This is a genomic window from Thermoanaerobacter uzonensis DSM 18761, assembly GCF_900129115.1.
Classification (GTDB): domain Bacteria; phylum Bacillota; class Thermoanaerobacteria; order Thermoanaerobacterales; family Thermoanaerobacteraceae; genus Thermoanaerobacter; species Thermoanaerobacter uzonensis.
This window is the reverse complement of the sequence record NZ_FQUR01000008.1, coordinates 62,958-89,505: the sequence shown is the minus strand read 5'-3', so window position 1 is coordinate 89,505 and position 26,548 is coordinate 62,958. Positions and strand designations below refer to the sequence as shown.

At 32.9% G+C, this 26,548-nt stretch carries 31 protein-coding genes; all 31 read right to left on the bottom strand.

What is annotated here, in order from left to right; all coding sequences use genetic code 11:
- Positions 1-6: 6 nt before the first annotated feature.
- The 31 genes from BUB32_RS03695 to hslU all read right to left on the bottom strand — a co-directional run bounded on the left by BUB32_RS03695 (position 7) and on the right by hslU (position 26,541).
- Entirely contained in the window at positions 7-1,989 is a 1,983-nt protein-coding gene (locus BUB32_RS03695; protein ID WP_072967585.1) for a chemotaxis protein CheA, read from the bottom strand.
- Positions 1,979-2,563 (bottom strand): CheB methylesterase domain-containing protein, encoded by a 585-nt coding sequence (locus BUB32_RS03690; protein WP_072967583.1) that lies wholly within the window; start codon positions 2,561-2,563, stop codon positions 1,979-1,981. Before BUB32_RS03690 ends, BUB32_RS03695 begins: the two co-directional genes overlap by 11 nt.
- 3 nt (positions 2,564-2,566) lie before the next feature.
- Entirely contained in the window at positions 2,567-3,193 is a 627-nt protein-coding gene (locus BUB32_RS03685) for a flagellar brake protein (RefSeq protein ID WP_072967581.1), read from the bottom strand.
- Entirely contained in the window at positions 3,190-4,044 is an 855-nt protein-coding gene (locus BUB32_RS03680) for a MinD/ParA family ATP-binding protein (RefSeq protein ID WP_072967579.1), read from the bottom strand. The genes BUB32_RS03685 and BUB32_RS03680 overlap by 4 nt, the downstream gene beginning before the upstream one ends.
- Before the next feature lie 3 nt (positions 4,045-4,047).
- Entirely contained in the window at positions 4,048-5,073 is a 1,026-nt protein-coding gene (locus BUB32_RS03675; RefSeq protein WP_072967577.1) for a flagellar biosynthesis protein FlhF, read from the bottom strand.
- Positions 5,063-7,084, bottom strand: a complete 2,022-nt coding sequence (gene flhA, locus BUB32_RS03670) for a flagellar biosynthesis protein FlhA (RefSeq protein WP_072967576.1) — start codon at positions 7,082-7,084, stop codon at positions 5,063-5,065. The genes BUB32_RS03675 and flhA overlap by 11 nt, the downstream gene beginning before the upstream one ends.
- Positions 7,085-7,094: 10 nt before the next feature.
- Positions 7,095-8,186, bottom strand: coding sequence for a flagellar biosynthesis protein FlhB (flhB, locus tag BUB32_RS03665; protein WP_072967574.1), 1,092 nt, complete (start codon positions 8,184-8,186; stop codon positions 7,095-7,097).
- Positions 8,183-8,965 carry a flagellar biosynthetic protein FliR gene (fliR, locus tag BUB32_RS03660; protein WP_072967572.1) on the bottom strand — a complete coding sequence of 261 codons (783 nt, stop codon included), beginning with the start codon at positions 8,963-8,965 and terminating at the stop codon, positions 8,183-8,185. Before fliR ends, flhB begins: the two co-directional genes overlap by 4 nt.
- Before the next feature lie 6 nt (positions 8,966-8,971).
- Positions 8,972-9,241: a flagellar biosynthesis protein FliQ gene (gene fliQ / locus BUB32_RS03655; protein WP_072967570.1), complete on the bottom strand. Its 270-nt coding sequence runs from the start codon at positions 9,239-9,241 to the stop codon at positions 8,972-8,974.
- Between the two features lie 13 nt (positions 9,242-9,254).
- On the bottom strand, positions 9,255-9,920 hold the full coding sequence (fliP, locus tag BUB32_RS03650; RefSeq protein ID WP_072967568.1) for a flagellar type III secretion system pore protein FliP: 666 nt from the start codon (positions 9,918-9,920) through the stop codon (positions 9,255-9,257).
- A complete protein-coding gene (gene fliO, locus BUB32_RS03645) occupies positions 9,917-10,294 on the bottom strand; it encodes a flagellar biosynthetic protein FliO (protein ID WP_072967566.1) in 378 nt (125 codons plus the stop codon). The genes fliP and fliO overlap by 4 nt, the downstream gene beginning before the upstream one ends.
- Positions 10,295-10,304: 10 nt before the next feature.
- Positions 10,305-10,664 (bottom strand): response regulator, encoded by a 360-nt coding sequence (locus BUB32_RS03640; RefSeq protein WP_003866715.1) that lies wholly within the window; start codon positions 10,662-10,664, stop codon positions 10,305-10,307.
- A gap of 22 nt (positions 10,665-10,686) precedes the next feature.
- The gene (gene fliY, locus BUB32_RS03635; protein WP_072967564.1) at positions 10,687-11,811 is read right to left on the bottom strand and encodes a flagellar motor switch phosphatase FliY; all 1,125 of its coding nucleotides are present in this window, start codon (positions 11,809-11,811) and stop codon (positions 10,687-10,689) included.
- Positions 11,804-12,802 carry a flagellar motor switch protein FliM gene (gene fliM / locus BUB32_RS03630; RefSeq protein WP_072967563.1) on the bottom strand — a complete coding sequence of 333 codons (999 nt, stop codon included), beginning with the start codon at positions 12,800-12,802 and terminating at the stop codon, positions 11,804-11,806. Before fliM ends, fliY begins: the two co-directional genes overlap by 8 nt.
- Before the next feature lie 15 nt (positions 12,803-12,817).
- On the bottom strand, positions 12,818-13,225 hold the full coding sequence (locus tag BUB32_RS03625; protein ID WP_072967561.1) for a flagellar basal body-associated FliL family protein: 408 nt from the start codon (positions 13,223-13,225) through the stop codon (positions 12,818-12,820).
- The gene (locus BUB32_RS03620) at positions 13,222-13,431 is read right to left on the bottom strand and encodes a flagellar FlbD family protein (RefSeq protein ID WP_029689040.1); all 210 of its coding nucleotides are present in this window, start codon (positions 13,429-13,431) and stop codon (positions 13,222-13,224) included. Before BUB32_RS03620 ends, BUB32_RS03625 begins: the two co-directional genes overlap by 4 nt.
- Positions 13,432-13,478: 47 nt before the next feature.
- Positions 13,479-14,720, bottom strand: a complete 1,242-nt coding sequence (locus BUB32_RS03615) for a flagellar hook protein FlgE (protein ID WP_072967560.1) — start codon at positions 14,718-14,720, stop codon at positions 13,479-13,481.
- A 79-nt stretch (positions 14,721-14,799) separates the two neighbouring features.
- Entirely contained in the window at positions 14,800-15,168 is a 369-nt protein-coding gene (locus BUB32_RS03610; RefSeq protein ID WP_072967558.1) for a TIGR02530 family flagellar biosynthesis protein, read from the bottom strand.
- Between the two features lie 9 nt (positions 15,169-15,177).
- Entirely contained in the window at positions 15,178-15,570 is a 393-nt protein-coding gene (locus tag BUB32_RS03605) for a flagellar hook capping FlgD N-terminal domain-containing protein (protein WP_072967556.1), read from the bottom strand.
- Positions 15,571-15,585: 15 nt separating this feature from the next.
- Complete coding sequence (locus tag BUB32_RS03600; protein ID WP_072967555.1) at positions 15,586-16,944, bottom strand: flagellar hook-length control protein FliK; 1,359 nt, start codon at positions 16,942-16,944, stop codon at positions 15,586-15,588.
- A 16-nt stretch (positions 16,945-16,960) separates the two neighbouring features.
- Positions 16,961-17,539, bottom strand: coding sequence for a MotE family protein (locus BUB32_RS03595; RefSeq protein ID WP_072967553.1), 579 nt, complete (start codon positions 17,537-17,539; stop codon positions 16,961-16,963).
- A gap of 12 nt (positions 17,540-17,551) precedes the next feature.
- Entirely contained in the window at positions 17,552-17,995 is a 444-nt protein-coding gene (fliJ, locus tag BUB32_RS03590) for a flagellar export protein FliJ (protein WP_072967551.1), read from the bottom strand.
- Between the two features lie 6 nt (positions 17,996-18,001).
- On the bottom strand, positions 18,002-19,315 hold the full coding sequence (fliI, locus tag BUB32_RS03585; RefSeq protein WP_072967549.1) for a flagellar protein export ATPase FliI: 1,314 nt from the start codon (positions 19,313-19,315) through the stop codon (positions 18,002-18,004).
- Positions 19,308-20,078, bottom strand: a complete 771-nt coding sequence (locus BUB32_RS03580) for a FliH/SctL family protein (protein WP_072967547.1) — start codon at positions 20,076-20,078, stop codon at positions 19,308-19,310. The genes fliI and BUB32_RS03580 overlap by 8 nt, the downstream gene beginning before the upstream one ends.
- Positions 20,071-21,078, bottom strand: coding sequence for a flagellar motor switch protein FliG (gene fliG, locus BUB32_RS03575; protein ID WP_072967545.1), 1,008 nt, complete (start codon positions 21,076-21,078; stop codon positions 20,071-20,073). The genes BUB32_RS03580 and fliG overlap by 8 nt, the downstream gene beginning before the upstream one ends.
- A gap of 11 nt (positions 21,079-21,089) precedes the next feature.
- A complete protein-coding gene (fliF, locus tag BUB32_RS03570) occupies positions 21,090-22,601 on the bottom strand; it encodes a flagellar basal-body MS-ring/collar protein FliF (protein ID WP_072967543.1) in 1,512 nt (503 codons plus the stop codon).
- Positions 22,602-22,628: 27 nt separating this feature from the next.
- Entirely contained in the window at positions 22,629-22,925 is a 297-nt protein-coding gene (gene fliE / locus BUB32_RS03565) for a flagellar hook-basal body complex protein FliE (protein WP_042833097.1), read from the bottom strand.
- A 6-nt stretch (positions 22,926-22,931) separates the two neighbouring features.
- Positions 22,932-23,375, bottom strand: a complete 444-nt coding sequence (gene flgC, locus BUB32_RS03560) for a flagellar basal body rod protein FlgC (RefSeq protein WP_072967542.1) — start codon at positions 23,373-23,375, stop codon at positions 22,932-22,934.
- Between the two features lie 5 nt (positions 23,376-23,380).
- The gene (gene flgB / locus BUB32_RS03555; RefSeq protein WP_072967540.1) at positions 23,381-23,788 is read right to left on the bottom strand and encodes a flagellar basal body rod protein FlgB; all 408 of its coding nucleotides are present in this window, start codon (positions 23,786-23,788) and stop codon (positions 23,381-23,383) included.
- A gap of 586 nt (positions 23,789-24,374) precedes the next feature.
- Positions 24,375-25,127, bottom strand: coding sequence for a GTP-sensing pleiotropic transcriptional regulator CodY (gene codY, locus BUB32_RS03545; RefSeq protein ID WP_072967537.1), 753 nt, complete (start codon positions 25,125-25,127; stop codon positions 24,375-24,377).
- A 34-nt stretch (positions 25,128-25,161) separates the two neighbouring features.
- On the bottom strand, positions 25,162-26,541 hold the full coding sequence (gene hslU, locus BUB32_RS03540; RefSeq protein WP_072967535.1) for an ATP-dependent protease ATPase subunit HslU: 1,380 nt from the start codon (positions 26,539-26,541) through the stop codon (positions 25,162-25,164).
- Positions 26,542-26,548 lie beyond the last annotated feature (7 nt).

The following is a 26,548-nucleotide window of genomic DNA, read 5'->3' as shown; positions in this document are numbered from 1 at the left end:
TCCTTATTAAAACAAATTGTTGGCATCGACAATCAAGGCCACTTGGCCATCTCCCAATATTGTAGCTCCTGCAATAACTTTGATATTAGAAAGATACTTCCCTAATGGTTTTATGACTATCTCTTGCTGACCAATTAATTCATCTACAGTACAGCATGCTAAATTTTCGCCTTTTTTGATAATTACACACACCAAATTTCCATTATTAGAAATCTTTTTGGTTTCTAATACTTCATTTAATCTTATTATTGGAATTACCTTTCCTCTAAAAAGAACTACTTCCTTCCCTTGAACATTGTGTATTTCTTCCTCTTTTTTATGAACTATTTCTGAAATTGAATTAAGAGGAATTGCAAATTTTTCATCTCCCACTTTTACTAATAAAGCTTGTATAATTGCTAAAGTAAGAGGAAGTTTAATTATAAATTTTGTTCCCTTATTTATTTCTGATAATATTTCAATTGAACCGTTTAAAGATTCGATTTTATTTTTTACTACATCTAATCCTACGCCTCTGCCAGAAATATCTGTAACTTTGTCAGCAGTGCTAAAACCTGGCCTAAATAAAAGGTCTAAAATTTTATCTTTAGAAAGCTCATTTACTTGCTCAGCAGTGTAAATGCCTTTCTCTACTGCTTTTGCTTTGACTTTTTCTATATCAATTCCTCTTCCATCATCACTAACTTCTATTATGACATTATTACCTTCATGATAAGCTCTCAAATTAATGGTACCTTGTTCTGGTTTCCCCTTTTGCAACCTTTCTTGTGGCATTTCGATACCATGATCGATAGAATTTCTTATGAGGTGAACTAAAGGGTCACCAATTTCATCTATAACAGTTCTATCTACTTCTGTATCTTGTCCATACATATTGAGAATAATTTTTTTGCCTAACTCGTAAGATAAATCCCTTACCATCCTTGGGAACCTATTGAATACTCTTTCAACCGGTACCATTCTTACCTTCATAACAGCATCATGTAAATTAGTAGTTATTCTTTCTAGATATTCAATAGCACTTGCAGTTTCAGAGTTTCTGTTATCTGCCTCTAATCCCTCAAGGCGGGTTTTTATGATTATAAGTTCACTTACTAAATTCATTAAATTATCCAATCTGTCTATATCTACTCTTACACTTTTTGAAGTTTTATTACTGCTTTGAGATTTCTTTATATTCTCAAAACTTTGAGATTGTGAAGAAGATACCTCTTTGACAAATCTTTCTCCTTCTTTATTTAAATCAATGTTTATTAGTTCCACTTCCACCTTGTTAACCTCAGCAATAGACAATAACCTTTCTTCAATACTTTCTTTATCTTCCTTTGTAATGATGTGAACAGTGAAGCTATCCTCAAATTTTTCATCTTCAATATCTTCTACAGAGGGAGAAGAATTTATTATGTCTCCTATTTCATCTAAATTATTAAAAATTATAAAAGCACGAGCTGATTTCATAACACACCCTTTGTCAATATGTACTGTTATTTTATAGGCTTTATAATTATCTTTTGCTGCCTCTCTTATTATATCTTCTTCGTATACGTTCAATAATGTATCGGTACTTAAAACATTATCTTCTTTTTCTACAACAGCCTCTTTATTTTTAGATTTAGAACTCACACCCGAAAGTAAAAATATCAACTCATCAACAGGTACATTATCTTCTCCTGTTTGTGATATTGAATCCAGCATCTCACTTAAAGTATCTACACACTTAAAGAGAATATCCATGATAGGATGAGAAATGTTTAATTCGCTATTTTTTACCTCTTGTAATACATCCTCCATTTTATGAGCTAATTTATTCATGTTTTCAAAACCCATAGTAGCAGCCATACCCTTTAAAGTATGGGCAGATCTAAAAATTTCATCGATTATTTGCTTATTTTTGGGGTCATTTTCCAAAAGCAATAAATTGCTATTTAAATTTTCTATATGTTCTTGTGATTCTTCAATAAATATATCGATATATTGATTATTTTCCATAAAATTCCCTCACCTTCTCGATTATTTCTACTGGAATTTTATCCAAAGGAAGAACCTTGTCAACAAATCCTGTTTTTATAGCGTTATAAGGCATTCCTTTTGCCAAAGAAGAATCAATATCCTGACATATAATAAAGCTTCCTTTCTCTTTTAAATATTTGAGACCTTTTGCACCATCACTTCCCATGCCTGTTAAAATAACAGCTATTATGCAGGCATTTATTTTGGAAGCACTTATGAAAGTAGCATCAATGGAAGGTTTATAAACAGATTCAAAATCAGTAGAAAGTTTAATTTTTACTTTATCATTCTCTTCAATTAATAATAAATTTTTATCGCCAGGTGCAATATAAGCTACATTTTTCAAAATTTCCTCTCCATCTACTGCTTCTTTTACTTTGAGATTACAATTTTGGTCTAATCTTTCTGCCATCATTTTAGTAAACTTTTCTGGCATATGTTGTACTACAACTACTGAAGCAAAAAGGTCCTTTGGCAAATTAGTCAATATATATTGCAATGCTTTAGGCCCCCCAGTAGAAGCCCCAATTATAACAAGACAATCATTTCTCATAAATCATCCAATCCCTTTTTGTCTACTTTTTCTCTGTTCTTCAAAGATATAGCTTATAATCTTTTCTCTTACTTTCTCATCAATGTCCACATAACAAATACCAACTTCATATCCTTTTTCTAACGATTCATCATATCTCACTACTTTTCCGCTTACTGTTATCTCCTGATCTAATGTAAAAACACAATTTATGATGGTCCCTACCTCTAATTTTTTATCTACCTTACATTTTAATCCTCCACCACTTATATCTTGAATAAGGCCTTTATAAACTTTATCTTCTTCTTCACTAATGGTATAAGTAAATGGAATCACCTTCTCTAATCTAAAATACTGTCTCCTTTGTAATCTTTCCACATTGCTTATAGGCATTATCTCTAAAAGAGCAAGTTTTCCAGAAAATCTATTTAGAACCTTAGCATAAAAGGTAAACAAACCTTGTTTTGTAAAATAAATTACTTGAACTATTGAACCTATTCTCACAGGAACTAAATGACCACTGTATACTGGAGTATCAATTAATATAGTCCCATTTTTAGAAATATCTTGTACTTGAGATGAGTACATGGTTTTACCATTGTTTAAACCTATCCTCAATTTTTGCCCCGGTAGTAAATTTATTTCATTCATCTAAATCCTCCTCTATTGATAAGTCTAGAAAAAATACCCCACAACCCCTTATTTTCTACAGGAGGAGGTTGATTAGCAATTTGAGCTGCAATTTGTAATATCTTTTTTGAGGTTTTACTATTTTCATATTTAAGGACAATGGGATTTTGCTCAATTATACACTCCATCATCTTTTCGTCATTTTCTAAATACCCTAAATCAATCAAAGATACACCTAAATAGTTTTTAACTACTGTTTCAAACCTATCGTAAATTTTTCTGTATTCATCAAAATTTTTTACTCTATTTATCACTACATTAATTTTTTTGCTTTCACCTACCAGCGAATACTTAGTGAGAGTATAAGCATCCATAATAGACGTTGGTTCAGGAGTTACTATCAGTAAAACTTCATCGGCTGCTTTTAAAAAATTGCTAACTACGTTATTGAGGCCTGCACCCGTATCTATAATAATAAAATCGGAATAATAGTCTAAAATTTTAATGTTGTTTAGAAAAAGACTTAAATCTACTCCTTCTTTAATAAGGTTGAAGTCTCCACCAGAAGATATGTATTTTACACCTAAAGGCCCTTCATTTATAACTTCTGTTATCATTTTGTTATTGTACAAAACATCTAATAAAGTATACTTAGAAGTAACTCCTAATTCAATTTCAACATTTGAAAATCCCAAATCTGCATCAATAATCGTAACATTATAGCCCAATTTTTTAAGTCCCAAAGAAAGATTTACTGAGATACATGTTTTACCAATTCCACCTTTTCCACCTGTAATTGTAATAACCCTGCTTCGTTTTATTTTATTTTTTTGGGAAACCAATTTTCTTAAACTTTCAGCCTGGTCCATCATACACTAATTCCCCTTTACTATGCTTAAGGCGATAATTTCACTTCCTGCTAAAGTTATATCATCAGGAACAATTTGTCCATTTGTAAAATAAGAAATTGGTCGCCCTGAATAGTAAACAGCGTTTAAAATAGAACTATAATTGTCAGTTTCATCTAATTTAGTAAAAATTAATTTATAATTTCCTGCAAATTCATATCTTTCTATTACTTCTTTTAAATCTTCCGATTTAGTTGTAGCACTCAAACATAAAAAAGTTTCATCACAGTTTGCATATTTGATAAAAGTTTTTAATTCACTTATTCGCTTTTCATCTTTATGGCTTCTTCCAGCTGTATCTATTAAAACTACATCGTACTTTTCAAACTCTGGCTGAAGTTTATGAAGTTCAAAAATATTATTTACTACTCTTACTGGCACTCCTAAAATTTCTCCATAGGTTTTCAACTGGTCTACCGCCGCTATTCTGAAAATGTCTGCTGTAACGAGCATTATTTTTTTACCTTCATTCAATATCAAATTAGAAGCAATTTTTGCAATGGTTGTAGTTTTCCCCACTCCAGTAGGTCCAATGAACAAAATTTTTTTGCTTTTTTGAGAATTCAATTTTTGAGGAGGTCCCATAAAAGTTTCTAGTCGTTCCTTCAAAATTTTTATTCCTTTATTATCAAGTTCATCAATTCCTTCCCCCAATAGCTGAGACACTTCCTTTTCTATTCCATAATCTATTAATTTAGAAATTAAATTTTTCTCCCTAGCTTCTGTAACCGTTCCATTTTTATTGATAGTTATAGTTTTAATTAGATTTTTAAGTTCGTTTATATCATTTTTTGTAATACTTTCCTTAGGGATTACCGGTGGGTAATCTTCTACTGCTGCTACTACTTCCACTTTACTCTTCTTAAAAAGTCCTATAATCCCTCTTTCTTTAATTCTGTTCTGATGAAGTATTACAGCGTTACTTCCCATTTCCGCTTTTATCATTCGTAAAGCTTCTTGATAGTCATTAGCGATATATTTTTTAACTTTCATTTAATCTCACCGTCCCCACCGATGTAACTTCAATATTTGGTAAAAGCTCATTATATGACAAAACAACAATATCGGGAGAAATTTGTTCTACTAACTTTCTGAGATAAAATCGAGTTACAGGCGCTGTCAGAATTACAGGTTGTCCACCTTTTAAAGTTACCTTTTTTACTAATTCATGGATACTTCTTAAAACCCTTTGCGCCAAAGAAGGCTCCAATGCTAAATAAGAACCATGCTCTGTCTGAGTTATACTGGAGGATATTAACTGTTCAACACTTGGATCTAACGTTATAACTTCAATCTTACCACCTGCAGCATATTTACTGGAAATAGCACGAGCTAAAGCCTGTCTTACATACTCTGTTAAAACATCTGTATCTCGGATAATAGGAGCATAATCTGCTAAAGTCTCCAATATTGTAACTAAATCTCTGATAGATAACCCCTCTCTTAAAAGGTTAGAAAGTACTTTCTCTATTTCACCTATTGTTAAAAGCTTAGGTACTAATTCTTCTATTAATGCAGGATTCGTGGCTTTTATATTGTCAATTAAACTCTGTACTTCTTGCCTTCCTAAAAGTTCATGGGCATGCTGTTTTATAATATGAGTGAGGTGCGTAGCAATAACAGAAGGAACATCTACTACTGTATATCCCCTTGCTTCTGCTTTTGACTTTTCGTTTTCATCTATCCAAATTGCAGGTAATCCAAAAGCTGGTTCTTTTTCTCGAATTCCAGAAATATCTTCATCTATTTCTCCTGCTGTCATAGCCATATACCTATCAATATATACCTTGCCTCTGGCAATTTCATTTCCTCTAATTTTTATAACATATTCATTAGGTTTTAATTGAATATTATCTCTTAAACGAATCATTGGAACCACAATACCCAAATCAAGAGCAATTTGTCTTCTTATCATGACAATCCTATCTAATAATTCTCCACTTGCAAGAGGAATTAATTCATAACCAAATTCCAGTTCAATAGGGTCCACTTGCAATAATTCATATACTTTCTTAGGATCTCTTATGTTCTCTAACTCTTTTATGTTTTCTTCTTGTTCTTCTTCTTTTACTGTTACTTTTTGGGCCCCTGCAAATCCAAGATATGCAAACAATGAACCCATTAAGATAAGTGGAAGTTTAGGTAAAAGAGGTACTAATACCAGTGCAAAGAGCAATCCAGCTGCTACTTTTAAAATTCGAGGCTGATTGAAAAGCTGCTTTATTACATCTCCTCCTAAATTCGACTCAGAGGCTGAAAGAGTAACAATCATTCCAGTAGCAGTTGATATCAAAAGTGCCGGTATTTGATTTACCAAACCCTCGCCTACTGTTAAAACAGTATAGGTATTTAAAGCCCTATTTATATCCATGCCCTTCATTAACATTCCAATAATGAGACCTGCAACGATATTTATAATTATGACAATTATAGAAACAATTGCATCGCCTTTGACAAATTTACTAGCACCATCCATTGCTCCATAAAATTTTGCCTCTTGCTGTATTTCCATTCTTCTCTCTCTAGCTTCTTTTTCTGTTATAAGGCCTGCGTTTAAATCAGCATCTATTGCCATTTGCTTTCCTGGCATTGCATCCAAAGTAAATCTTGCTGACACTTCAGATACTCTCTCTGCTCCTCTGGTTATGACGATAAATTGTACAATTGCAATTATCAAGAAAATAATAAATCCGACAACTGGATTTCCACCTATTACAAAACTTCCAAAAGCCTGTATTACGCCACCTGCATAGGCATTGCTTAAAATAAGTCTCGTACTCGAAATGTTAAGAGCCAGTCTCAAAAGAGTAGTTATTAATAATATAGAAGGAAATATAGAAAAATCTAAAGCATCTTTTACATACATAGTAGTCAAAAGTATTATTATAGACAAAGTTATGTTAAATATTAATAAAAAGTCCATGATAACGGGTGGTACAGGAATTATTATGAGCAAGACTATTCCTACTACAAAAAGAGCTACAGTAAGCTCAGAGGATTTCAAATTATCCCTCCTATTCTCCCTTCAAGCTGTAGACATAAGCCAAAACTTCAGCCACAGCTTGATAAAGCTCTGGTGGAATCATATCTCCTATTTCAGTAGACCTATACAGTGCCTGAGCTAATGGCTTATTCTCCACTATAGGGATATTTAACTTCTTAGCTTCTTCTTTTATTCTGAGGGCAATAATGTCTTGTCCTTTAGCTATCACTACAGGTGCATCATTGACATTACTATCGTACATAAGAGCAACAGCAAGATGAGTTGGGTTTGTTATTACGACATCCGCTTTTTTTAAGTCTTGCATCATTCTTCTCATAGAAACTTGTCGTTGTTTTCTTCTTATCTCTGCCTTTATCTGTGGGTTTCCTTCCGTCTCTTTAAACTCTTCCTTTATATCCTCTTTACTCATTTTAAGGCTTGTTTCATATTCTCTCCACTGGAAGAAGTAATCTAATACTCCAAGAACAATAAGTACGATTCCTATTCTAATAGTAATTCCCAAAAGTATGTTTAAAGCATATTTTAATATATCTTGAACTGACATATCAAGAAGCATTGGTATACCTTTATATTGAGAAGCTAAAAAAGAGTACATTATATAGAAAATAACTACCACTTTAGCAATGGATTTAGCTAATTCTACCAATGCTCTTTTTGAAAAAATTCTTTTAAAGCCTTCCACAGGATTTAATCTTTCCAATTTAAAGGCAAGAGGCTCAGTTGTAAATACAAAGCCTACTTGGAGATAAGTTGATGCAAGAGAAACAATAAAAATCACTAAAATTATAGGCATAATTATTGATGCTGCTTGTTGCAAGAGGTATGTAAACAGATTCCGTATACCTACTATATTAAAAACATCGTCATTAGCTCCAGAATAGGTATAAAGCAAATACTTTGTTAAAGCCATCATTTTTCCTAAAAAAGGTATTGCGAGTATATTTACTGCCAAAAAACCTGTTACAATTACTAAAGCAGAAGTTATTTCTCTGCTTTGGAAGACCTGCCCTTTTTTTCTTGCATCTTGTCGCCTTTTAGGAGTAGCTGGTTCAGTTTTTTCTTCGGCAAACAATTGTAAATTTATTTTACTCAAAACTATCACCTTGTCATAAATTTCATCAATCTAAAAATGTCAGCATTCATTCCATTAAACATAAAATCTATAATTGCCAAATACATTGGCAACATAATAAGCAATGTAAAGATTCCAACAAAAATCTTAGCTGGCATTCCTATCATAAAGACGTTAAGCTGAGGTATAGTACGGGAGATTATTCCCAAAACTAAATCTGTCAAAAGAGTTGTTAAAATTATAGGAGCACTTATTCTAAAACCTAATATAAACATATCAGCAACCATTTTTGTTAAGACCTGAGACATACCAGGTAAATTAAAGACAACTCTCCCAACAGGAATTATATCAACACTTTTAGCCAACATTGTAAATAATATATAATGACCATTCAGAAGCATGAAGATAAGGATTGTCAAAATATATATGAAATTTCCCATTAAAGGAACCTGGGTTTCGCTGTGAATGTCTAAAATGTTTACCAGCCCAAACCCCAACTGATAATCAATTAGCTGACCCGCTAAATGTATAGCACTAAAGGATATCATAGATGCCAGCCCTATCACAAGTCCTACAATGAACTCAGAGATGACAACAATAAAGTAGTCAAAAACATTATTTGTTTGCAAATCTACCGGTTCCATGGTATCAAAAACAATTACTGCCGCAAAAAAACCTAAACCTATTTTAAAAATAGTAGGAATATTTTTTGTACCAAAAAAAGGTGTAAGTATAAAAATACCCAGCATTCTGACAAAAAGTAATATAAAAATTTGAACATTTTGAAGTAAATACTGAATTATATCCATTTTACATCACTTTATAAAATTATTAATATTTAAAAACAATCTTTGAGTGTAGTTGACCAACGTAGTAAGCATCCATGGCCCAAATAGAATCAGACTTATAAGTATAGCGACAATTTTAGGAACAAAAGATAAAGTTTGTTCCTGAATTTGTGTAGTAGCTTGAAAAATGCTAATTAAAAGTCCTACCCCTAGTGCTACTGCTAATAATGGAGTAGCAATTGTTAAGGCAACAGTTAAAGCTTCTCTTCCTATATCTATAACCACTCCCGTATTCAACTTATTTTGCCTCCTATCTAAAACCTAAAATCAAAGATTTGACAACCAAGTTCCATCCATCTACCAAAATAAAAAGTAACACTTTAAAAGGAAGAGATATCAAAACAGGTGGCAACATAAACATACCCATTGACATTAAAACACTGGCGACTATTATATCAATTATCAAAAAGGGGATGTATATTATAAAGCCAATTTCAAAAGCAGTTTTTAATTCACTGATGATAAAAGAAGGAATGACCACTTTCATGGGAAGGTCTTCTGGATTATTTACTTTAATTTTAGCTAAACTTACAAAAAGATTTAAATCATTTTGCCTTGTTTGCTTCAGCATAAAATTTTTCAATGGTTTGATAGCATTTTGATACGCTTCCTGTTGAGTTATTTTTCCTTCTGTATAAGGTTTAATAGCATTATTGTTGATATCTTGCCCCACAGGTGCCATTATGAATAAAGTGAGAAACAATGCCAAACCAATTAGTACCTGATTAGGAGGCATTTGCTGTAGTCCTAGTGCGTTTCTTAAAAAAGATAATACAATCACTATCCGAGTAAAAGAAGTCATCATTATTAAAATAGATGGAGCTAATGTCAAAACTGTTAGCAGAAGAACTATTTGCAGACTTGTAGCCATATTTGAAGGAGCTGTCACTGATGAAACCAAATCTCCTAAATTCATTTTTGCTCACCATCTTTTTTAGACAAATATCTGTTTTTTAGCTGTTTTAATCGTTCTATTGAAATATTCAAATTTGTCACAAAATCTTTATCATTACTCAGAGTTTTTATATCTTCTTTATTTATCTCTGTAAGATAGGTTATACTACTGTTGCTAACACCAATTAGTAAAAATTTATCTCCTACCTTTACTATATATAGACCTTTATCTCTACCTAAAATGATGTAATCTATCACCTGTAAATTAGTAGAGCGAGTATATCTTAAAGTACTTTGTCCTATAAATCGAGTTATGTAAAAAGCCACTCCAATTACTAAAAGAAAGACAATTAAATACCATATCAATTGAAAAACATATTCTGTGCCATTAGACACTTTAAGCGCCTCACTTCAACAATTTTTTAATCGCTTCTACCACCCTATCAGGTTGGAAAGGCTTTACGATGAAGTCTTTTGCTCCTGCTTGAATCGCCTCGATAACCATAGCCTGCTGTCCCATAGCAGAGCACATTATTATTTTTGCATTGGGATCCTTTGCGCGAATTGCTTTCACTGCTTGTATTCCATCCATTTCAGGCATAGTAATATCCATAATAACCAAATCCGGATTTTCCTGGAAATATTTTTCTACTGCTACAGCACCATTCTCAGCTTCTACCACACTCCCCAAATTATTTTTTGAAATAATATCTTTAATCATCATCCTCATAAAAGCAGCGTCATCAACTATCATTATTTTGCTCACAAATGATTCCTCCTCATCTTTATTATATATTGCTAATTCTTTTGCTTTGGTGTACAATATCTATAATTCTAACCCCAAAATTCTCATCAATTACCACTACTTCCCCTTTAGCTATGTACTTTCCATTTGCTAAAATATCTACTGGCTCACCTGCCAATTTGTCCAATTCAATAATAGAACCCTCACCTAATTCTAAAATATCTTTTATAAGTTTTTTAGTCTTGCCTAGTTCAACAGTAATCGTAAGAGGCACATCTAGGATCAGCTCTAAATTTTCCTTCTCTTCCTTGCTTTTAGATGGAGGTTCTTCATCAAAACTTTGAAAAACTACAGGACTTGCATTAATTTTTTGTTTCTTTTTGGTAGCTTTCTCATCTGTTGAGATATTGTTACCTGTCTCGACATTTTTTTCATCACTTTCTATTATAGCACTGGAACTCTCTTCTTGGGAAGTCACCGCTGGTGATTTTTCTTCATTTTTCGACAAAACGCTTCGCACTAGTTCTTTAGCAAAATCAAGAGGCAAAAGCTGCATTATTTCGCTATCAATTATTTCTCCTACCTCCATTTTAAAGGCAATTTTTACTACATCGCCTTCCGGGAATGAAATATCTGTTGGTAAAGAAGCAGTAAAATCAACAACAAAAGCTTTAGGTGGCGAAATATTTATAGTTTTATTGAGAAGGGTAGAAAGAGAAGTAGCAGCAGAACCTATCATTTGGTTCATGGCTTCTCCTATTGCACTTAAATGCAGTTCAGTAATTTCTCCATCTTCTACTTTTCCTTCTCCCCCCATCATCAAATCCGTCATTTTAAGTACATCTTCTTTTTTTAAAATAAGAAGGTTATGACCTTTTAGTCCTTCCGTATACTCTACTTCAACTCCAATGTAAGGAATATTAAATTCTTTTTTTAACTCTTCCCAAGATAATACTGAAACTTTTGGAGTAGTAATAGTAACTTTGTTTCTCAATAAAGTATATAAAGTAGTGGCCGATGTGCCAAAACTTATATTCCCAATTTCTCCTAATATATCCTTTTCTTCTTCTGTTAAATTTTCTCCATTTTGGGACTGATTTTCTTTAGATTCTTCGGTTAAGCCTTTTAGTAGTGCATTTATTTCTTCTTGTGATAAAAAGTCATTCACTTTCTTCATCTCCTTTGTAAATAACTTCTGTTATTCTTACACTGTATTTGTTATTTTTGATTCCAGGTATACCTCGAAACTTGACTTTTTTATCGATTATTATATCTACAGGCTCTTTGAAATGTTTATCCAACACGATTATATCTCCTATTTCAAACTCCAAAAATTCTTTTACAGTAATGGTGGTAGAACCAAGTTGAGCAGTAATAGGTATATAGGTTTTGCTTATTTTACTCTTTATAAGCTCAGGATTTACTTTCTCTTCTTTTTTCATGCTAGAAAACCAAAATTTTGTCGTTAATTTGGGCACAATAGGCTCTAACGTTAAATGAGGCATACAAAAATTCATTATTCCTTCTGTTTCATTGATTTTTATAGATAAAGTACACAAGGCTACTGTCTCATTGGGAGATATTATTTGAGCAAACTGGGAGTTAGTTTCCACTCTTATTAAAGAGGGGTTAATCGTTAATATATTGCTCCATGGTTCTTTGAAAAGTGGAAGCATTTGCTTTACAATTTTGGTCAAAAGACTGATTTCAATCTCAGTATAATCTCTATCCAAAAGCTCGCCTTTTCCTATTCCTCCCAAAATTCTGTCAAGTATTGCATAAGTAGTATTATTATTAAATTCCAAGAGAAATGGGCCTTCTAAAGGAGCTGCATCAATAATAGCAATGAAAACTGGATTATTTAAAGAATTACTAAACTCATAATAAGTTAGCTGGTCAACAGAGACCACTGTAACATCTACTATCGTTCTCAAATATCCTGACAAAAAGGAAGTCAAAGACCTTGACAAATTTTCAAAGATCATCTGAAGAGTTCGCAGTTGTTCTTTTGAAAATTTATTAGGCCTTCTAAAATCGTAATTTCTTATCTTTTTACTTTTGCTCTCTTCTACTTTTTCAATTTCTTGGATATCTAATCCGCCAGAGCTAAAAGCTTTTAATAGTTCATCTATCTCGCTTTGTGATAATATTTCAGCCAAAAAATCCCCTCCTCCCTATTGAACAATGAATTCATCAAAATATACATTTACAATTTTTCCTTCACCTATTATTTTATTTATTCCATTTTTTATATCGTTTTTTAACTTCTCCTGTCCTTCTGGTCCTTCCACATCTTGTTCTGTTTTCCCTCTTAAAATTTGGATTATCAAATCTCTAATCTGCGGGTTTCGCTCTTCTAAGGTTTTTAAAATATTTTTATCTGTAACTTGCAATTCTATTGTTGCCTTAACAAATTTTCCATCTCCTTTTAAATTAGTTATAAATTCTCCGCCAGGAGAATAATTATAATAAGTGATTTCTTGAGGCTTATTAGTAGAAGCAAAATTGTTAAAATACAAAAAAGCTACACCAAAAGACAAAATCACTGCAACAATAACTATTAAAATTGTCTTGCTATTCATTCTAACACCTCTTTATCTTTTACTATTGTGAAAATTTTCTTTTTGTAGGCAATAACTTTTTCTATAATTTCCTCTGGTGTTTCTTTTACTACTATCTTTTTACCGGTGGTAAGACTTATAACAGTGTCAGGAGTTTTTTCAATAAATTCAATTAAGTCTGCGTTCACCACAAATTCTTCATTATTAAGACGCGTAACATAAATCATAATACTCCTCCATCAAGTCTACTGGGCGAAAGCCCAGCAGACCGTAGTTATCTCTTCATATTCACAAGGTCTTGCAATATTTCGTCAGAAGTAGTTATAATTTTAGCATTCGCTTGAAAGCCTCTTTCAGTAACAATCATATCAGCAAATTCATTGGCTAAATCTACATTAGACATTTCTAAAGTTCCAGGATTTATTGCCCCTCTTGTAGCAGTTCCGGCTGTTCCTATCATAGGGTCTCCTGAGTTTACTGTATTAATAAACATTGTATTTCCTATTTTTTCTAGACCCATTGGGTTTTGAAAATCAGCTATTGCAATCTGTCCAATTATCTGTCGGCGACCATTGGAATATATACCTGAGACAACTCCGTATTTGTCTATATTAATGCTCTCTAAAGAACCTGCCTCATTTCCATCTTTACTAAGTTCCCTCAAATCAGTCTCACTTGAGAACATAGTAAGTTTTGAGAGGTCAAGTGAAACAGGGCCAATATTTGCGTTTGTTACAGTAGTATTCATATTAAAAGTAAGTGTACCTGTTGCAGTTGTATTAGGTGCAATCTTTCCATCAGCACCAAAAGTAAGTGTACCAGAACCAGTTATAGACGAAATAGCAGGATCTGAAGAAGACACGCCCCAATTCCATGTACTAGCATTAGTTCTCGTAAAAGTAAGTGTAGCTATGTGGCTTCCTCCTTGTGAATCATATACTAATATGTTATAACTTATGGTACCGTTGATTGCTGTTGAAGCATTTAGATTTCCTCCTATTTCTAATTGCGTAGTCGTTGCCGGATTTATACTTGACCAATTTTTGAGGCTTATTGGTACTAAATTTCCTGTATCAGTGTTTATTGTTTTCCCATCAGTTGACATCCAACCTAAAACTTTATATCCATCAGGGGTTACTAAATCCCCGTGAGAATCAAAACTAAAGTTTCCTGCCCTTGTATACAAATTTGCTCCTCCATTGGAGACTATGAAAAATCCGTTTCCATCAATTGAAAGGTCTGTAGGATTATCTGTCCTTTGTGCACCACCTCTTGTAAACAACGTATCAATTGAAGCTATAGCTACTCCCAGACCAATCTGTTGAGGATTAGTTCCACCACCATTTCCTTGAGGCGCAGAAGCCCCTTTTATCGTCTGATTAAATATTTCTTTAAAAGTCATTCTGCTGGCTTTATATCCAACAGTGTTGACATTTGCTATGTTATTTCCTATTACATCCATCCTCGCTTGATGAGCTTTCAAACCTGAAACTGCAGAATACATTGACCTTAACATTTTTTCTCCTCCCTTTATTTTCGGTACTGCTCGCTTTCTCCGTCAGTCAAAAGCGATAAGCCCCCTGTCAAGGTCCGGCTTAAATTATTACAGCACCGTCTATATTTGTAAAAACACTATCTTTTAACATTTCTCCATCCATCGCCGTTATAACCGTCTTAGACTTTAAATTTACTACAAAGGCTTTGTTATCTATTATGATTAGAGAATCCTTTATTCCTTTTTGGTTAGCTTTGTTTACTGCCTCCAAAAGCTTTTGATATTCTTTCTGCGTAATTTTAACATTTCTCATTTCCATCCTCATGAGAGAATGTTTGGAAAATTTTATTTCGTCAATTTTTTCATTTAAAACCTCTTTAAAAGCCGTAGAGGTCCCATTGTTACTCGCTATCCTCTGAGCTAAATAATTAACATTTAGATTTTGAGGGATTTTCACTATCTCAGACATTTTATCACCTCATTCTGAAACACTTGTGACAGCATCCAAAGGTACGTCCACATTACCAACTTCCAAAAAATATTCGCCGTTTTGCTTATATATAGCATCTACTTTCCCCATTACAGTGCGAACATTCCCATTTTCATTGATATTAGCAGTAATACTTTTTCCTATTAAATTTATAGCTCTTATCGAATTAAAACTGTTGTTCATGTTTTGCATTTGTTCTAAGGTTGAAAATTGAGCCAGCTGTGCAATAAACTCTTTGTCATCCATTGGGTTTAAAGGGTCTTGATTTTTTAACTGTGTGACCAAAAGTTTCAAAAAATCCTCTTTACCTAATTGATTTTTTGAAGTAATTTTACTGTTATTGTATACATTTGAGAAACTATAATTGGTATTTACGTTCACAAAATTCCCTCCTTTCTACGCCCTCACATCTATATGTTCTTGTGAGAGATTGTAAATTCTTTGTAAAGTTTCTGTCTCTTCTGCTTCTGCCAAATCATAGTGTAAATATCCACCATATGCTCTGTGCAAATTTTGTTCTTGTGAGTTGTCATTGTAACTTTGCTGTTGTCCATTGTATTGAGAAGTAAACTGCATGTTTTTATCCACAGTCACATTAAAACTGTCTATTTTAATTCCCTTTAAATCTAATTGAGTATTTAAAATTCCTATATTAGATTCAATTTGATGCTTCAATTTTTCGCTATCAGTTATTATAGTAGCGATAATATTTCCATCTATAGATTTAAGATTTATCTGAAGCTTTCCTAAAAATTCTGGTTTTAATTGTATACTTATGGTAGAAGACATGTCGTTTTTTGAAAAATTTATACTCTTTACTATTTGGTCAAAAATTTGCGATTCTGGAACCTCTTTTAATTTTGAATTTTGGTGATTAATCAGTTGGTTTCCAAAAGTCTTTCCATCATTTTTCAAAAACGTAAAATCATTTTGTTGTAATTGCTGATTTTTCCCAGTATTCCTTTCTTCTTTAATCATGTTATTTAACTCGGTTTGTGAATCCTTTGTTTTGGGTATGTCTTCTTTATTTCTCTCAGGGATATGCTGATTGTCTATCACAGATGAATCTTCATTTTTGGCAGTCAATGGAGTTAAATTTTCTCTCACTTCTTTTTTAATTATGTGTTGCGAAAATACATTTGAGTCTGTTTTTTGAGTATTCATGTTTTTTATATCCACATTTTCATCTTTATAGTCCTTTAAAACTTCCTTAAAGTTGCTACTTTTAATTGCTGTAGCTATTGCATCTGGTTGTAATTTAACACCAAGTTTTTCTTCTAATAACTGGCTTATTTTTTGCGATAGTTTATCAACATCCAAAACACCATTATTTAAAAAATCCTGCATCAGTCTTTGTACTTCTTTTTGCATTTCCACATAAAAATTTTGTTTTTCAATTAGCTGATTGCCATCGTCACTTTGAATTGCCACGTTTAATGCACTTATTAACTGCTGCAACGCATTGAAAACGTCTGCTAACGATAAATCATCTGTTTGGAATGATTTTAAATTTTTTTCTTCCTTTAGTGATTGTGTTGTTGAAAAAAGACTATTTAACTCAACACTGCTATCAGATACTTCTTTTCCTGTTGAATTTTCTTTATTTTCATTAATTGCCACCTGTTGCTGTAACATTTTTGAAAATTTATTTAACTTATTATCTTTTTGGAAAGATGCAACTGTTTTGCTTCTGTCAGTCCTTGGCTGTTGTATGTTAAATGGTAACAAATTAGTATCCGGTAACACTTCTATCACTCTTTTCACCTCCTTTCTAAGGAATCATTGTAGCATTTTTCAATAAAATATTTGTTATTCTTGCCGCCTTATCAGCTTTTAGTGATTCTAATATTTTTGAAGCGCTATCTTTGTTCATGTAACTCAATATTTTTATTACATCTTCATCTGACATGTTATTGAGTATTTGAGCTGCATTTTGAGGATCCATGTTTTGATAATAAGTAGCTATATCTTTTAAACTAGCTTGCTTATTTTCTAACTGTTGTTTTAAAGTACTACTTTCATTCTGTATTTTCTCTAATTCTGCTTTTAAAGCATTAATCTGGTCATCTTTTTCTTTTAACTTAGCCTCATAGTCAGCAATTTGTTGTTCCTTTGATTTTAATTTATTAGTAAGTTTTGCTATTTCTGCATTTTTGTCCTGAACTGATGGCTGAGAAATCAAGCCTTTGAAAATCGGAACTTTTGATAACTGTTTTGTTAGATAGGTTTGACTTCCCACTATATTAAAGTAAATTATCGCAGCCATGCCCCCTATAATCACCAGCAAAAGTATTAAAAATATTAGCCTCGTTTTTGGCCGCTTTTTCACTTGTGTTTCTTCATTTTGCATATGGTTATCCTCCTAATAGGATTTAGCTACTCTAAAACTTATCTGCTCATCTATCACCTTATTTTGCTCTAAGTTCAATAGATATTGATATTCAGTGAATTGCTTTTCTCTTAAATTCTCCAATACCTTTTTTTCTTTAGAAATCTTTAAGAGATTTTCTTTTACTATGTCGGCATCTTTCTCTAATTTTTTTATAAGATTTCTCTTGTCTTCAATCATCTGTTGTATTTTTCTTACATAAGCATCAGACTCGGCTATTTTAAGAGCTGTAGTCCCTTTACTTATTTCATCTTTTCTCTCTTCTAAAACCTCATTGAGATGCTTAGTCAGATTATGTAATTTTTCCTTTTGTAAATTTATTTCTGCCATAATTTTAGACAATCTCTCTTTTTCTATCTTCTCTGACTGTTCTTTCAAATTTAATATTGGCTGCAAATTAAATTCAAATTTTTTCATATTTTATCACCTTTTAATAGATTCATATAACAGTTGCTTCGTAGTTTCAAAGTCATAAGATTCGTCTATTCTCTGCCTTAAGAAACTATTCATTTTATCAATTAGTTCAATGGCCTCATCAATTTTAGGATTACTGCCAAAATTATATGCTCCTATATTTATTAAATCTTCCGCTTCTGTGTAAGTCGCTAAAATATCTTTAAACCTCGCTATTAATTCGTTGTGTTCTTCTGTAATTATGTCATTTATCACCCTGCTAACACTTGCTAGCACATCAATAGCGGGATAATGGTTTTTATTAGCAAGTTTCCTTGACAATACTATATGCCCATCAAGTATGCCCCTTACTGCGTCAGCAATTGGCTCATTTAAATCATCTCCATCTACTAACACAGTGTAAAGAGCTGTAATAGAACCTTTTTTAGAACATCCTGAGCGTTCCAAAAGCTTAGGTAAAACTGAAAAGACAGAAGGAGTATACCCTCGTGAAACAGGAGCTTCTCCTATAGAAAGCCCTACTTCTCTTTGCGCCATAGCAAAACGAGTTACTGAATCCATCATCAAAAGGACGTCTAACCCTTGGTCTCTAAAATATTCAGCTATGGCAGTTGCAGTCATAGCGCCTTTTACTCTTATAAGAGCTGGGGTATCAGAGGTAGCTACTACAACCACAGATTTTTTTAAGCCTTCTTCCCCCAAATCTTTTTCTAGAAATTCATTTACTTCTCTTCCCCTTTCTCCAATGAGAGCTATTACATTTAAATCAGCTTTCGCGTTTCTTGCCATCATGCCTAACAGCGTGCTTTTTCCTACACCACTTCCTGCAAAAATACCAATTCTCTGCCCTTTGCCGCAGGTAAGTAGTCCATCTATCGCTTTTATACCAAGAGACATAACTTCTCTAATTCGCTTTCTTTCCAAAGGGTCAGGTGGCACATTATTAATAGGAATAGATTTTTCGAATTTTATTGGCCCTTTGCCATCTATAGGATTGCCCAAACCGTCTAATACCCTTCCCAAAAGTTCATTTCCTACGTTAACTCTAAGGGTTTGACCTGCAGCTATAACTTTACTGCCTGCTCCTATTCCCTCCATATTTCCTAATGGCATAAGATACACTTTCTCTTCTTTAAAACCTACAACTTCTGCCAAAATTGTATTCCCATTAATAGTCTTGATATTACATATTTCTCCTATATTGGAAAGTGGCCCTGTGCTTTCGATTGTCAATCCTATTACTTGAGAAACTTTTCCATAATATTGAATTAGCCTTTTTTCTTGAAGAGCCTTTCTATATTTATCCAAAACAATATTACTCATTTAGCACACCCACAAATAAGTTTTTTAAAGCTTTAAGTTGTGTACTAACACCAGAGTTTATCACTCCAGAATTTGTTTCAATTACACACTCTCCTTTTTTTAATGATAAATCTTTTAGGATATTTACATCATCTAAAAACTCTATATCTTTAAGAATTTTATCTTTGTTTTTAATACAGTGTTCATAATCCTCTTCACTAACTCTTACCGTGACTTTGTCAAAAGCATTGTAATTCTCCATTCCTTTTTTGATGAGATTTAATATTATATCTTTGTCCTCTTCTACATATTTACCCACAATTTTTTCTACTGCCAGCAAAATTACACTTACAATATCATTTTCTACTTCTTTATACATTCGTTGTTTTTCTCTAATAATCTCTTCTTTGATAGCCTTTGCTTCTTCTATTATAGCTTTAGCATCTTCTTCTCCTTTTTTGTATCCTTCTTGATATCCTACAGTATATCCAGCTTGATAACCCTTTTCTTTATACTCTTCTTCAATCTTCTTCGCTTTTTTCTCTACTTCTATTAAAATTTTTTCTACATCTTCCTTAGTCTTTCTAAGTATCTCTTGCTGGACTTGTCTCGCCCTCTCTATTATTTGCTTTGCTAAAATCTCACTTTCTTTTTTTATATCCTCTCTTTGTTCACTCAATTCAATTACTTTCTCCACTTTTTCTTTGTAATTGCCATTTTCCACAATTCTTAAAACTATGGGAGAAGAAAGGTTTATTTCTTGTTGTTTATATACTCTATACAATAATTTCGTCCCCTCCTCCTCTTGATATTACAATTTCCCCTGCATCTTCTAATTTTCTTATGATATTTACAATTCTTTGCTGTGCTTCTTCTACATCTTTTAATCTTACAGGTCCCATATATTGTATGTCTTCTTTTATCATATCGGCAAGTCTCTTAGACATATTACTATAAATAACTCTTTGCACTTCTTCACTGGAACCTTTAAGAGCAAGAGCAATATCGTGATTGTCTACTTCTCTCAATACTCTCTGTATAGATCTGGAATCCAATGTGACAATATCTTCGAATACAAACATCCTCTTCTTAATTTCTTCTACTAGCTCAACGTTTATAGTCTCAAGAGTATCCAAGATATTTTTCTCTGTACTTCTATCTACAGAATTTAGTATATCTACAATTGTCTGAATACCGCCTGAAGAAGTATAATCTTGTGTAACTAACGAAGACAATTTTCTCTCTAAAATTCTCTCAACTTCTTTTACTACTTCAGGAGAAGTGCTCTCCATTGTCGCTATTCGCATAGCTACTTCTGCCTGTAAATTTTCAGGCAGTGAGGATAGAATTGCTCCTGCTTGTTGAGGTTTTAAATAGGACAAAATCATTGCAATAGTCTGAGGATGCTCATTTTGTATAAAATTTAAAACTTGCGATGGATCCGCTCTTCTTATAAAATCAAAAGGTCTTACTTTCAAAGTAGAAGTCAATTTATTTATAACCTCAAAAGCTTCTTGAGTACCCAAAGCTTTTTCTAAAACTGCTTTTGCATATTCTATTCCGCCTTCTATTATGTACTCTTGCGCTACGCACATGTTATAAAATTCATCTATAACTTTTTGCTTCTCTTCAGGAGTAAGATTTCGTATACTAGCTATTTCCAAAGTTAATTGTTCAATTTCATCTTCCCTTAAATGCTTATATATTTGAGCTGAAAGGTCTGGCCCTAATGCAATCAAAAGCATTGCACTTTTTTCCCTACCTGTGAGTGCACCTCTCGCCATAATACCACCACCTACTCTTCATTAAGCCATGTTCTAATTACCTGCACCACAAGTTCTGGCTTTTCTTTTATAAGTCTTTCTATCTGTTTTTTCTTTTCGTCCTTCTCTGAGAAATCTATTTCTTCGATAGACTCTACAGTAGCTAAGACTTCCTGCCCAGCTGTAGTTAAAGAGGTTTCTTTTTTCTTCCTTTTCATCATAATAAGGAATAGCATGCCTCCTAACACTAAAGCTGCTAATATAGCCCATACATACACTGGTACTCCCTTTGAAACTTTTGCCTGCTGCTGCATTGTCTTTAAGAGGTCTTGATTAAATTGCATTCCTTGAACCGATACTTTTACAAGAGAATCTCCGCCTGCAGCTTTTGTAACCAAGTCAGCAATTTGTTGTTTCATAGAATTATTGAGATTTTGATTTACAACAACAGCAACAGAAATACTTTCAATCTTACCTTCCGCTTGAACAAGACTTGTCTTAATCTGATTTATTTCGTAGTTTATAGTGGTTTCTGTTTTATTGTAATCAGAAGTATTATTGCTAGTTGTTGAAGTTACAGGAGGATTATTTGAGGCAGTACCTGTTGGATTTGTCCCCTGTGTACCCGTAGCTTTTTCTTTAAGTTCTTGTACGCTTCTTACAATTCCTTTATTGTCATTACCTTGAACAGGAAAATACTCTATTTTGTCTTCCGTCTTTTTATCAAAATTTAAAGTTACGTTAGCTCTAACAACAACATTTCCAGGACCAAAAATTTGTTCTAAAAGAGTTTGAAGACTGTTTTGTAAATCTTCTTGAACCTTTTTTTGAAGAACAAATTGAGTATTAGTATTTTCAGCAGTAGTATCACTTTCTGCAGTAAGGATTTTACCATTATTATCAATTACAGTAACATTTTCAGGTTTTAAACCTTCTACACTTTTAGATACAAAATCTATGATTCCTTTGACTTGAGAAGAAGATAAAGTTACACCTGGCTTTAAAGTTAGCATCACAGCTGCTGTAGCTTGATTAGTAGTATTTGAAAGTACAAAGGCATTTTGATCAGGTACTACGATGTTGACAATAGCATCCTGCACTCCATCTATAGTTTTTAGAGAATTTTGTATTTCATTTTGAAGAAAATACAGATACTTTTGTCTTCTCTCTTGGTCTGTTGTGGCAAGAGAGTTATTCATAGCCTCTTCAAAGCTAAATCCCCCTTGGGGGATTCCTTCTGTCGCAAGTTTCATTCTCACTTCATCTTTATATTGTGCAGGTACTAAAATTGTCGTCCCATCGTTCGATATTTTATATGGAATCTTAAATTCAGTTTTTAATTTTTCAACTACTGCTCCTGCATCTTTTATACTTAAATCTGAATATAAAACTACATAATTAGGCCTATTAACTATGTAAACTAATAAAGAAATGCCTATAAAAAGCAAAATAGCGATAATTCCTAACTGTATCTTTTGTTTTTTATCAAACTTATTCCAAAAGTTTGTCAGTTGCTCTCTAAAATTGGCAATGAACTCTGGCATTAATTCACCTCATTTCAATTAAAGACATTACAATGGCATCCTCATTATTTCCTGATAGGCCTCCAGCACTTTATTTTTTATTTGAATTGTAAGCTGCAGTGCAATATCAGCTTTTGCGGCATCTATCATCACTTGATTTATATCATCAATTTCACCAGTTACAAGTTTTTGGTCATTTTTCATTGCCGTTAACTGTAAATCATTTACCTTGTTAAAAGCTTCTTTTAAAAAGTCGCTAAAAGTATCTATTTTACTGCTATTTTGTGTTGCTTCTAATGTGCTATCCAAAGCTACTGGATTAACCGGTGTTATTTGATTAACCATTTACGTCTACCCCCTGCCAATTTCTAAAGACTTTTGAAACATGGCTTTTGAAGCATTAAAGGCTGTTACATTAGCTTCATAAGCACGAGTAGCAGAAATCATATCTACCATTTCAGAAACAATGTTTACATTTGGGTACTCCACATATCCATTTTGGTCAGCATCAGGATGACCTGGATCGTATACTCTTCTCAAAGGAGTTTGGACATCTTCTGATATTTGGACAACTTCTACACCTTTGCCACTGTATTTGCCTTTAACTTTATCAAGAATGCTTTCGAAACTGTCAGGTTGTATTTCTTTCAAAATCACTAATTTTCTCCTATATGGTCCTCCTTGACTAGTCCTTGTAGTATTTACATTAGCTATATTTTGGGATATTACATCCATCCTCACTCGTTCTGCAGTTAAACCTGAAGCGCTTGTGTCCATCGAGCTAAATAAGTTCATTTAAATTACCTCCCATCTTTTACAGCAGTCATGATAGAATTAAGCTCTCCGTTCACTCTTTGGACAAGGGCATAGTAATACAACTGATTCTTAGCCAAATTTGCCATTTCAGCATCTATGTCTACATTATTTCCATCTAGCCTCATGGAAGTGTCATTTACTTGAATAATTTCCGGTTGTATGGAATCAATAGCAGGTGGGCCAATAGGAATGTGCTTAAGATTTGTAACATAACCTTTTAACTTTGTACCATTTATGGCATCTTTTAAAATATCCTCAAATTTGACTTCAGACCTTTTAAAATTAGGAGTATCCACATTAGCAATGTTATTGGCAATCACATTGTTTCTTACAGTAGCTGCGTATAATCCTTTTTGTAGCAAATCTATATTTTCAATTCCTAAATCCAGCATTTTCTCGCCTCCTCTTATTCGACCACAATATACTTAATTCGACAAAAAAATCAAAAATCCTGCTAAAATAAGCCAAAAAATAAATATTTAACTTTGTTTTAACACTGCCTTTTTTGTAAAATAATATCAATTTTTATCGAATAATATTATATCATGCCGTAATAGTTTACACCATAAGAAAAAAGTCCTATTTTTATAGGGCTCCAGACTATAGAAAACTTTCGTAAAGGAGATATTTTGTAATTGGTGCGACTTGTGACAAAGCGGCAACAAAACTTAGCAAGGCCGAGGGTGGAGGCAGGGCCGAAGCCATGGATGGCGAAGGCGGGCACTAAGACAAGGATGTCGAATGTGCCCGGAACCCTGCCGGAACCCGAAGGTCGAGCTTTAGTTTTGTCGCTTTGGAACATCGGAGCGACGATACAAAATATCTCCTTTTGAATATTTTTTTACTTTGTCAACAAACTGAAGTCCTATTTTTATAGGACTCGACTCTTTTACATAAAATTAAGTCTCCTACTTTCATGCTAAAGTACAACCCCATGCATAAAAGCGGAGACTTATATTTTTCAATAAGGGTTTAAATTTATCTTTTCATTTTCTCTAACTCTTCTAATAATTTATCGTTTAGTACCCTTATATGGGTACCTTTCATTCCTAAAGACCTTGACTCAATTATGCCAGCACTTTCAAACTTTCTAAGTGCATTTACAATTACAGACCTTGTAATACCTACTTTATCTGCTATTTTACTTGCAACTAATAATCCTTCTTTTCCATTTAACTCTTCAAAAATATTTTTTATGGCTTCTAATTCGGAGTAAGAAAGTGTTCCTAGTGCCATTTGAACAACTGCTCTTTTTCTCGCTTCATCCTCTATTTCTTCATTTTTTGACCTTAAAATTTCAAGGCCAACTACTGTAGCACCGTATTCTGCCAATATCAAGTCATCGTCAGTAAATTCTTTTACTCCTCTTGATAAAACTAAAGTTCCTAACCTGTCTCCACCGCCATTGACAGGTACTATAGTCAAAATTAAATCTGATAAAACTTTATCTTCTTTAAAAAGGTTACCTTTATCATTAGCCAGCGTCTCTGTCACTCGCAAAAGTTTGTCATTATATTCTTCAGGTATTACTTTGCTTTGAGTAAAAATGTCATTTCCATAATCTCTTAATATACTATAACCCAATACTTTACCCTTCCTACTCAAAATATATACGTTGGCTTCAATGACATCTTTTAGTATATTAGCCATTTCATTAAAATCAACTGGTTGAATTCCTGTTTTTTGTAAAATTCGGTTTACTTTTCTGGTTTTTTCTAATAGTGTGCTCATATTTCTAATCCTCCTATGTTTTTATTTTTTATTATCATAAAATGTATTTATTAACTTCATATTTATTTAAACTATCCTTTAATTGGTCTTTTACATATTCTTCAGTTATCACTATTTGCTGCCCTCCTAATTCTGGCGCATTAAAAGATAATTCTTCAAATAACTTCTCCATGACAGTGTGTAATCTTCTTGCACCGATATCTTCCGATTGTTGATTTATAAGATATGCTACTTCTGCAATAGCCTCAATTGCTTCATCAGTGTATTTAACTTCTATTCCTTCAGTTCTTAAAAGCTCCTGATACTGTTTTGTAAGGGCATTTTTAGGCTCCTTTAATATTCTTATAAAGTCCTCTTTTGTGAGAGGTTTTAAATTAACTCTTACAGGAAATCTTCCCTGTAACTCAGGGATTAAATCAGTCACTTTTGCAACATTAAAAGCACCAGCTGCTATAAACAATATATGGTCTGTCTTAACAGGACCGTATTTTGTCATTACTGTACAACCTTCAATTATAGGAAGAATATCCCTTTGAACTCCTTCCCTTGATACATCTGGTCCTGCTGTATAACCGCTGCTGGCAATTTTGTCAATTTCATCTATAAAGATTATCCCATCGTCTTCTGCTCTTTTAATAGCCTCTTCGATTACTTCATCCATATCTATAAGGTTTTGAGCTTCTTCAGACTCTAGAATTCTCTTTGCTTCATAAACAGGGACTTTTTTAATTTTTTTCTTTTTAGGTAAAATATCAGCAAATACATCTTGCAAATTTATATTCATTTCTTCGGACCCTAAATTAGTATACATCTCAAGCATTGGTGTAGATGTATCTGTTACTTCTATTTCCACTATATAATTATCTAACTCGCCATTTCTTAACTTTTGCCTTATTTCTTCTCTTTTGTATTGCGTACTTTCTTCTTCTGTCTCTTCACTTTTCTCGGCAGAAGGATAATTAAACAATACTTCAAAAGGATTTTTAGTTTGTTTTTTTCTTTTTCCAATTATGTAATCAATTAGCCTATCTTCTGCAATTTTTTTCGCTTTTTCAGTAACTTTTTTTAATTTTTCCTCTTTTACCATTCTTACAGCAGCCTCTACAAGGTCTCTTACCATGGAATCTACATCTCGTCCTACGTATCCTACCTCAGTAAACTTAGTAGCCTCCACTTTTACAAAAGGAGCTTCTATTAATTTCGCAATTCTTCGAGCAATCTCTGTCTTTCCTACTCCAGTAGGGCCTACCATAATTATATTTTTGGGGGTCACTTCTTCTTTAAAATCGTCAGGTAAAAGATTTCTCCTATATCTATTTCGTAAAGCCACTGCTACTGACTTTTTAGCTTCCTTTTGTCCTACAATATATTTATCTAATTCCTCTACAATCTCCTTGGGAGTATAATTCTTCACTTAGAGC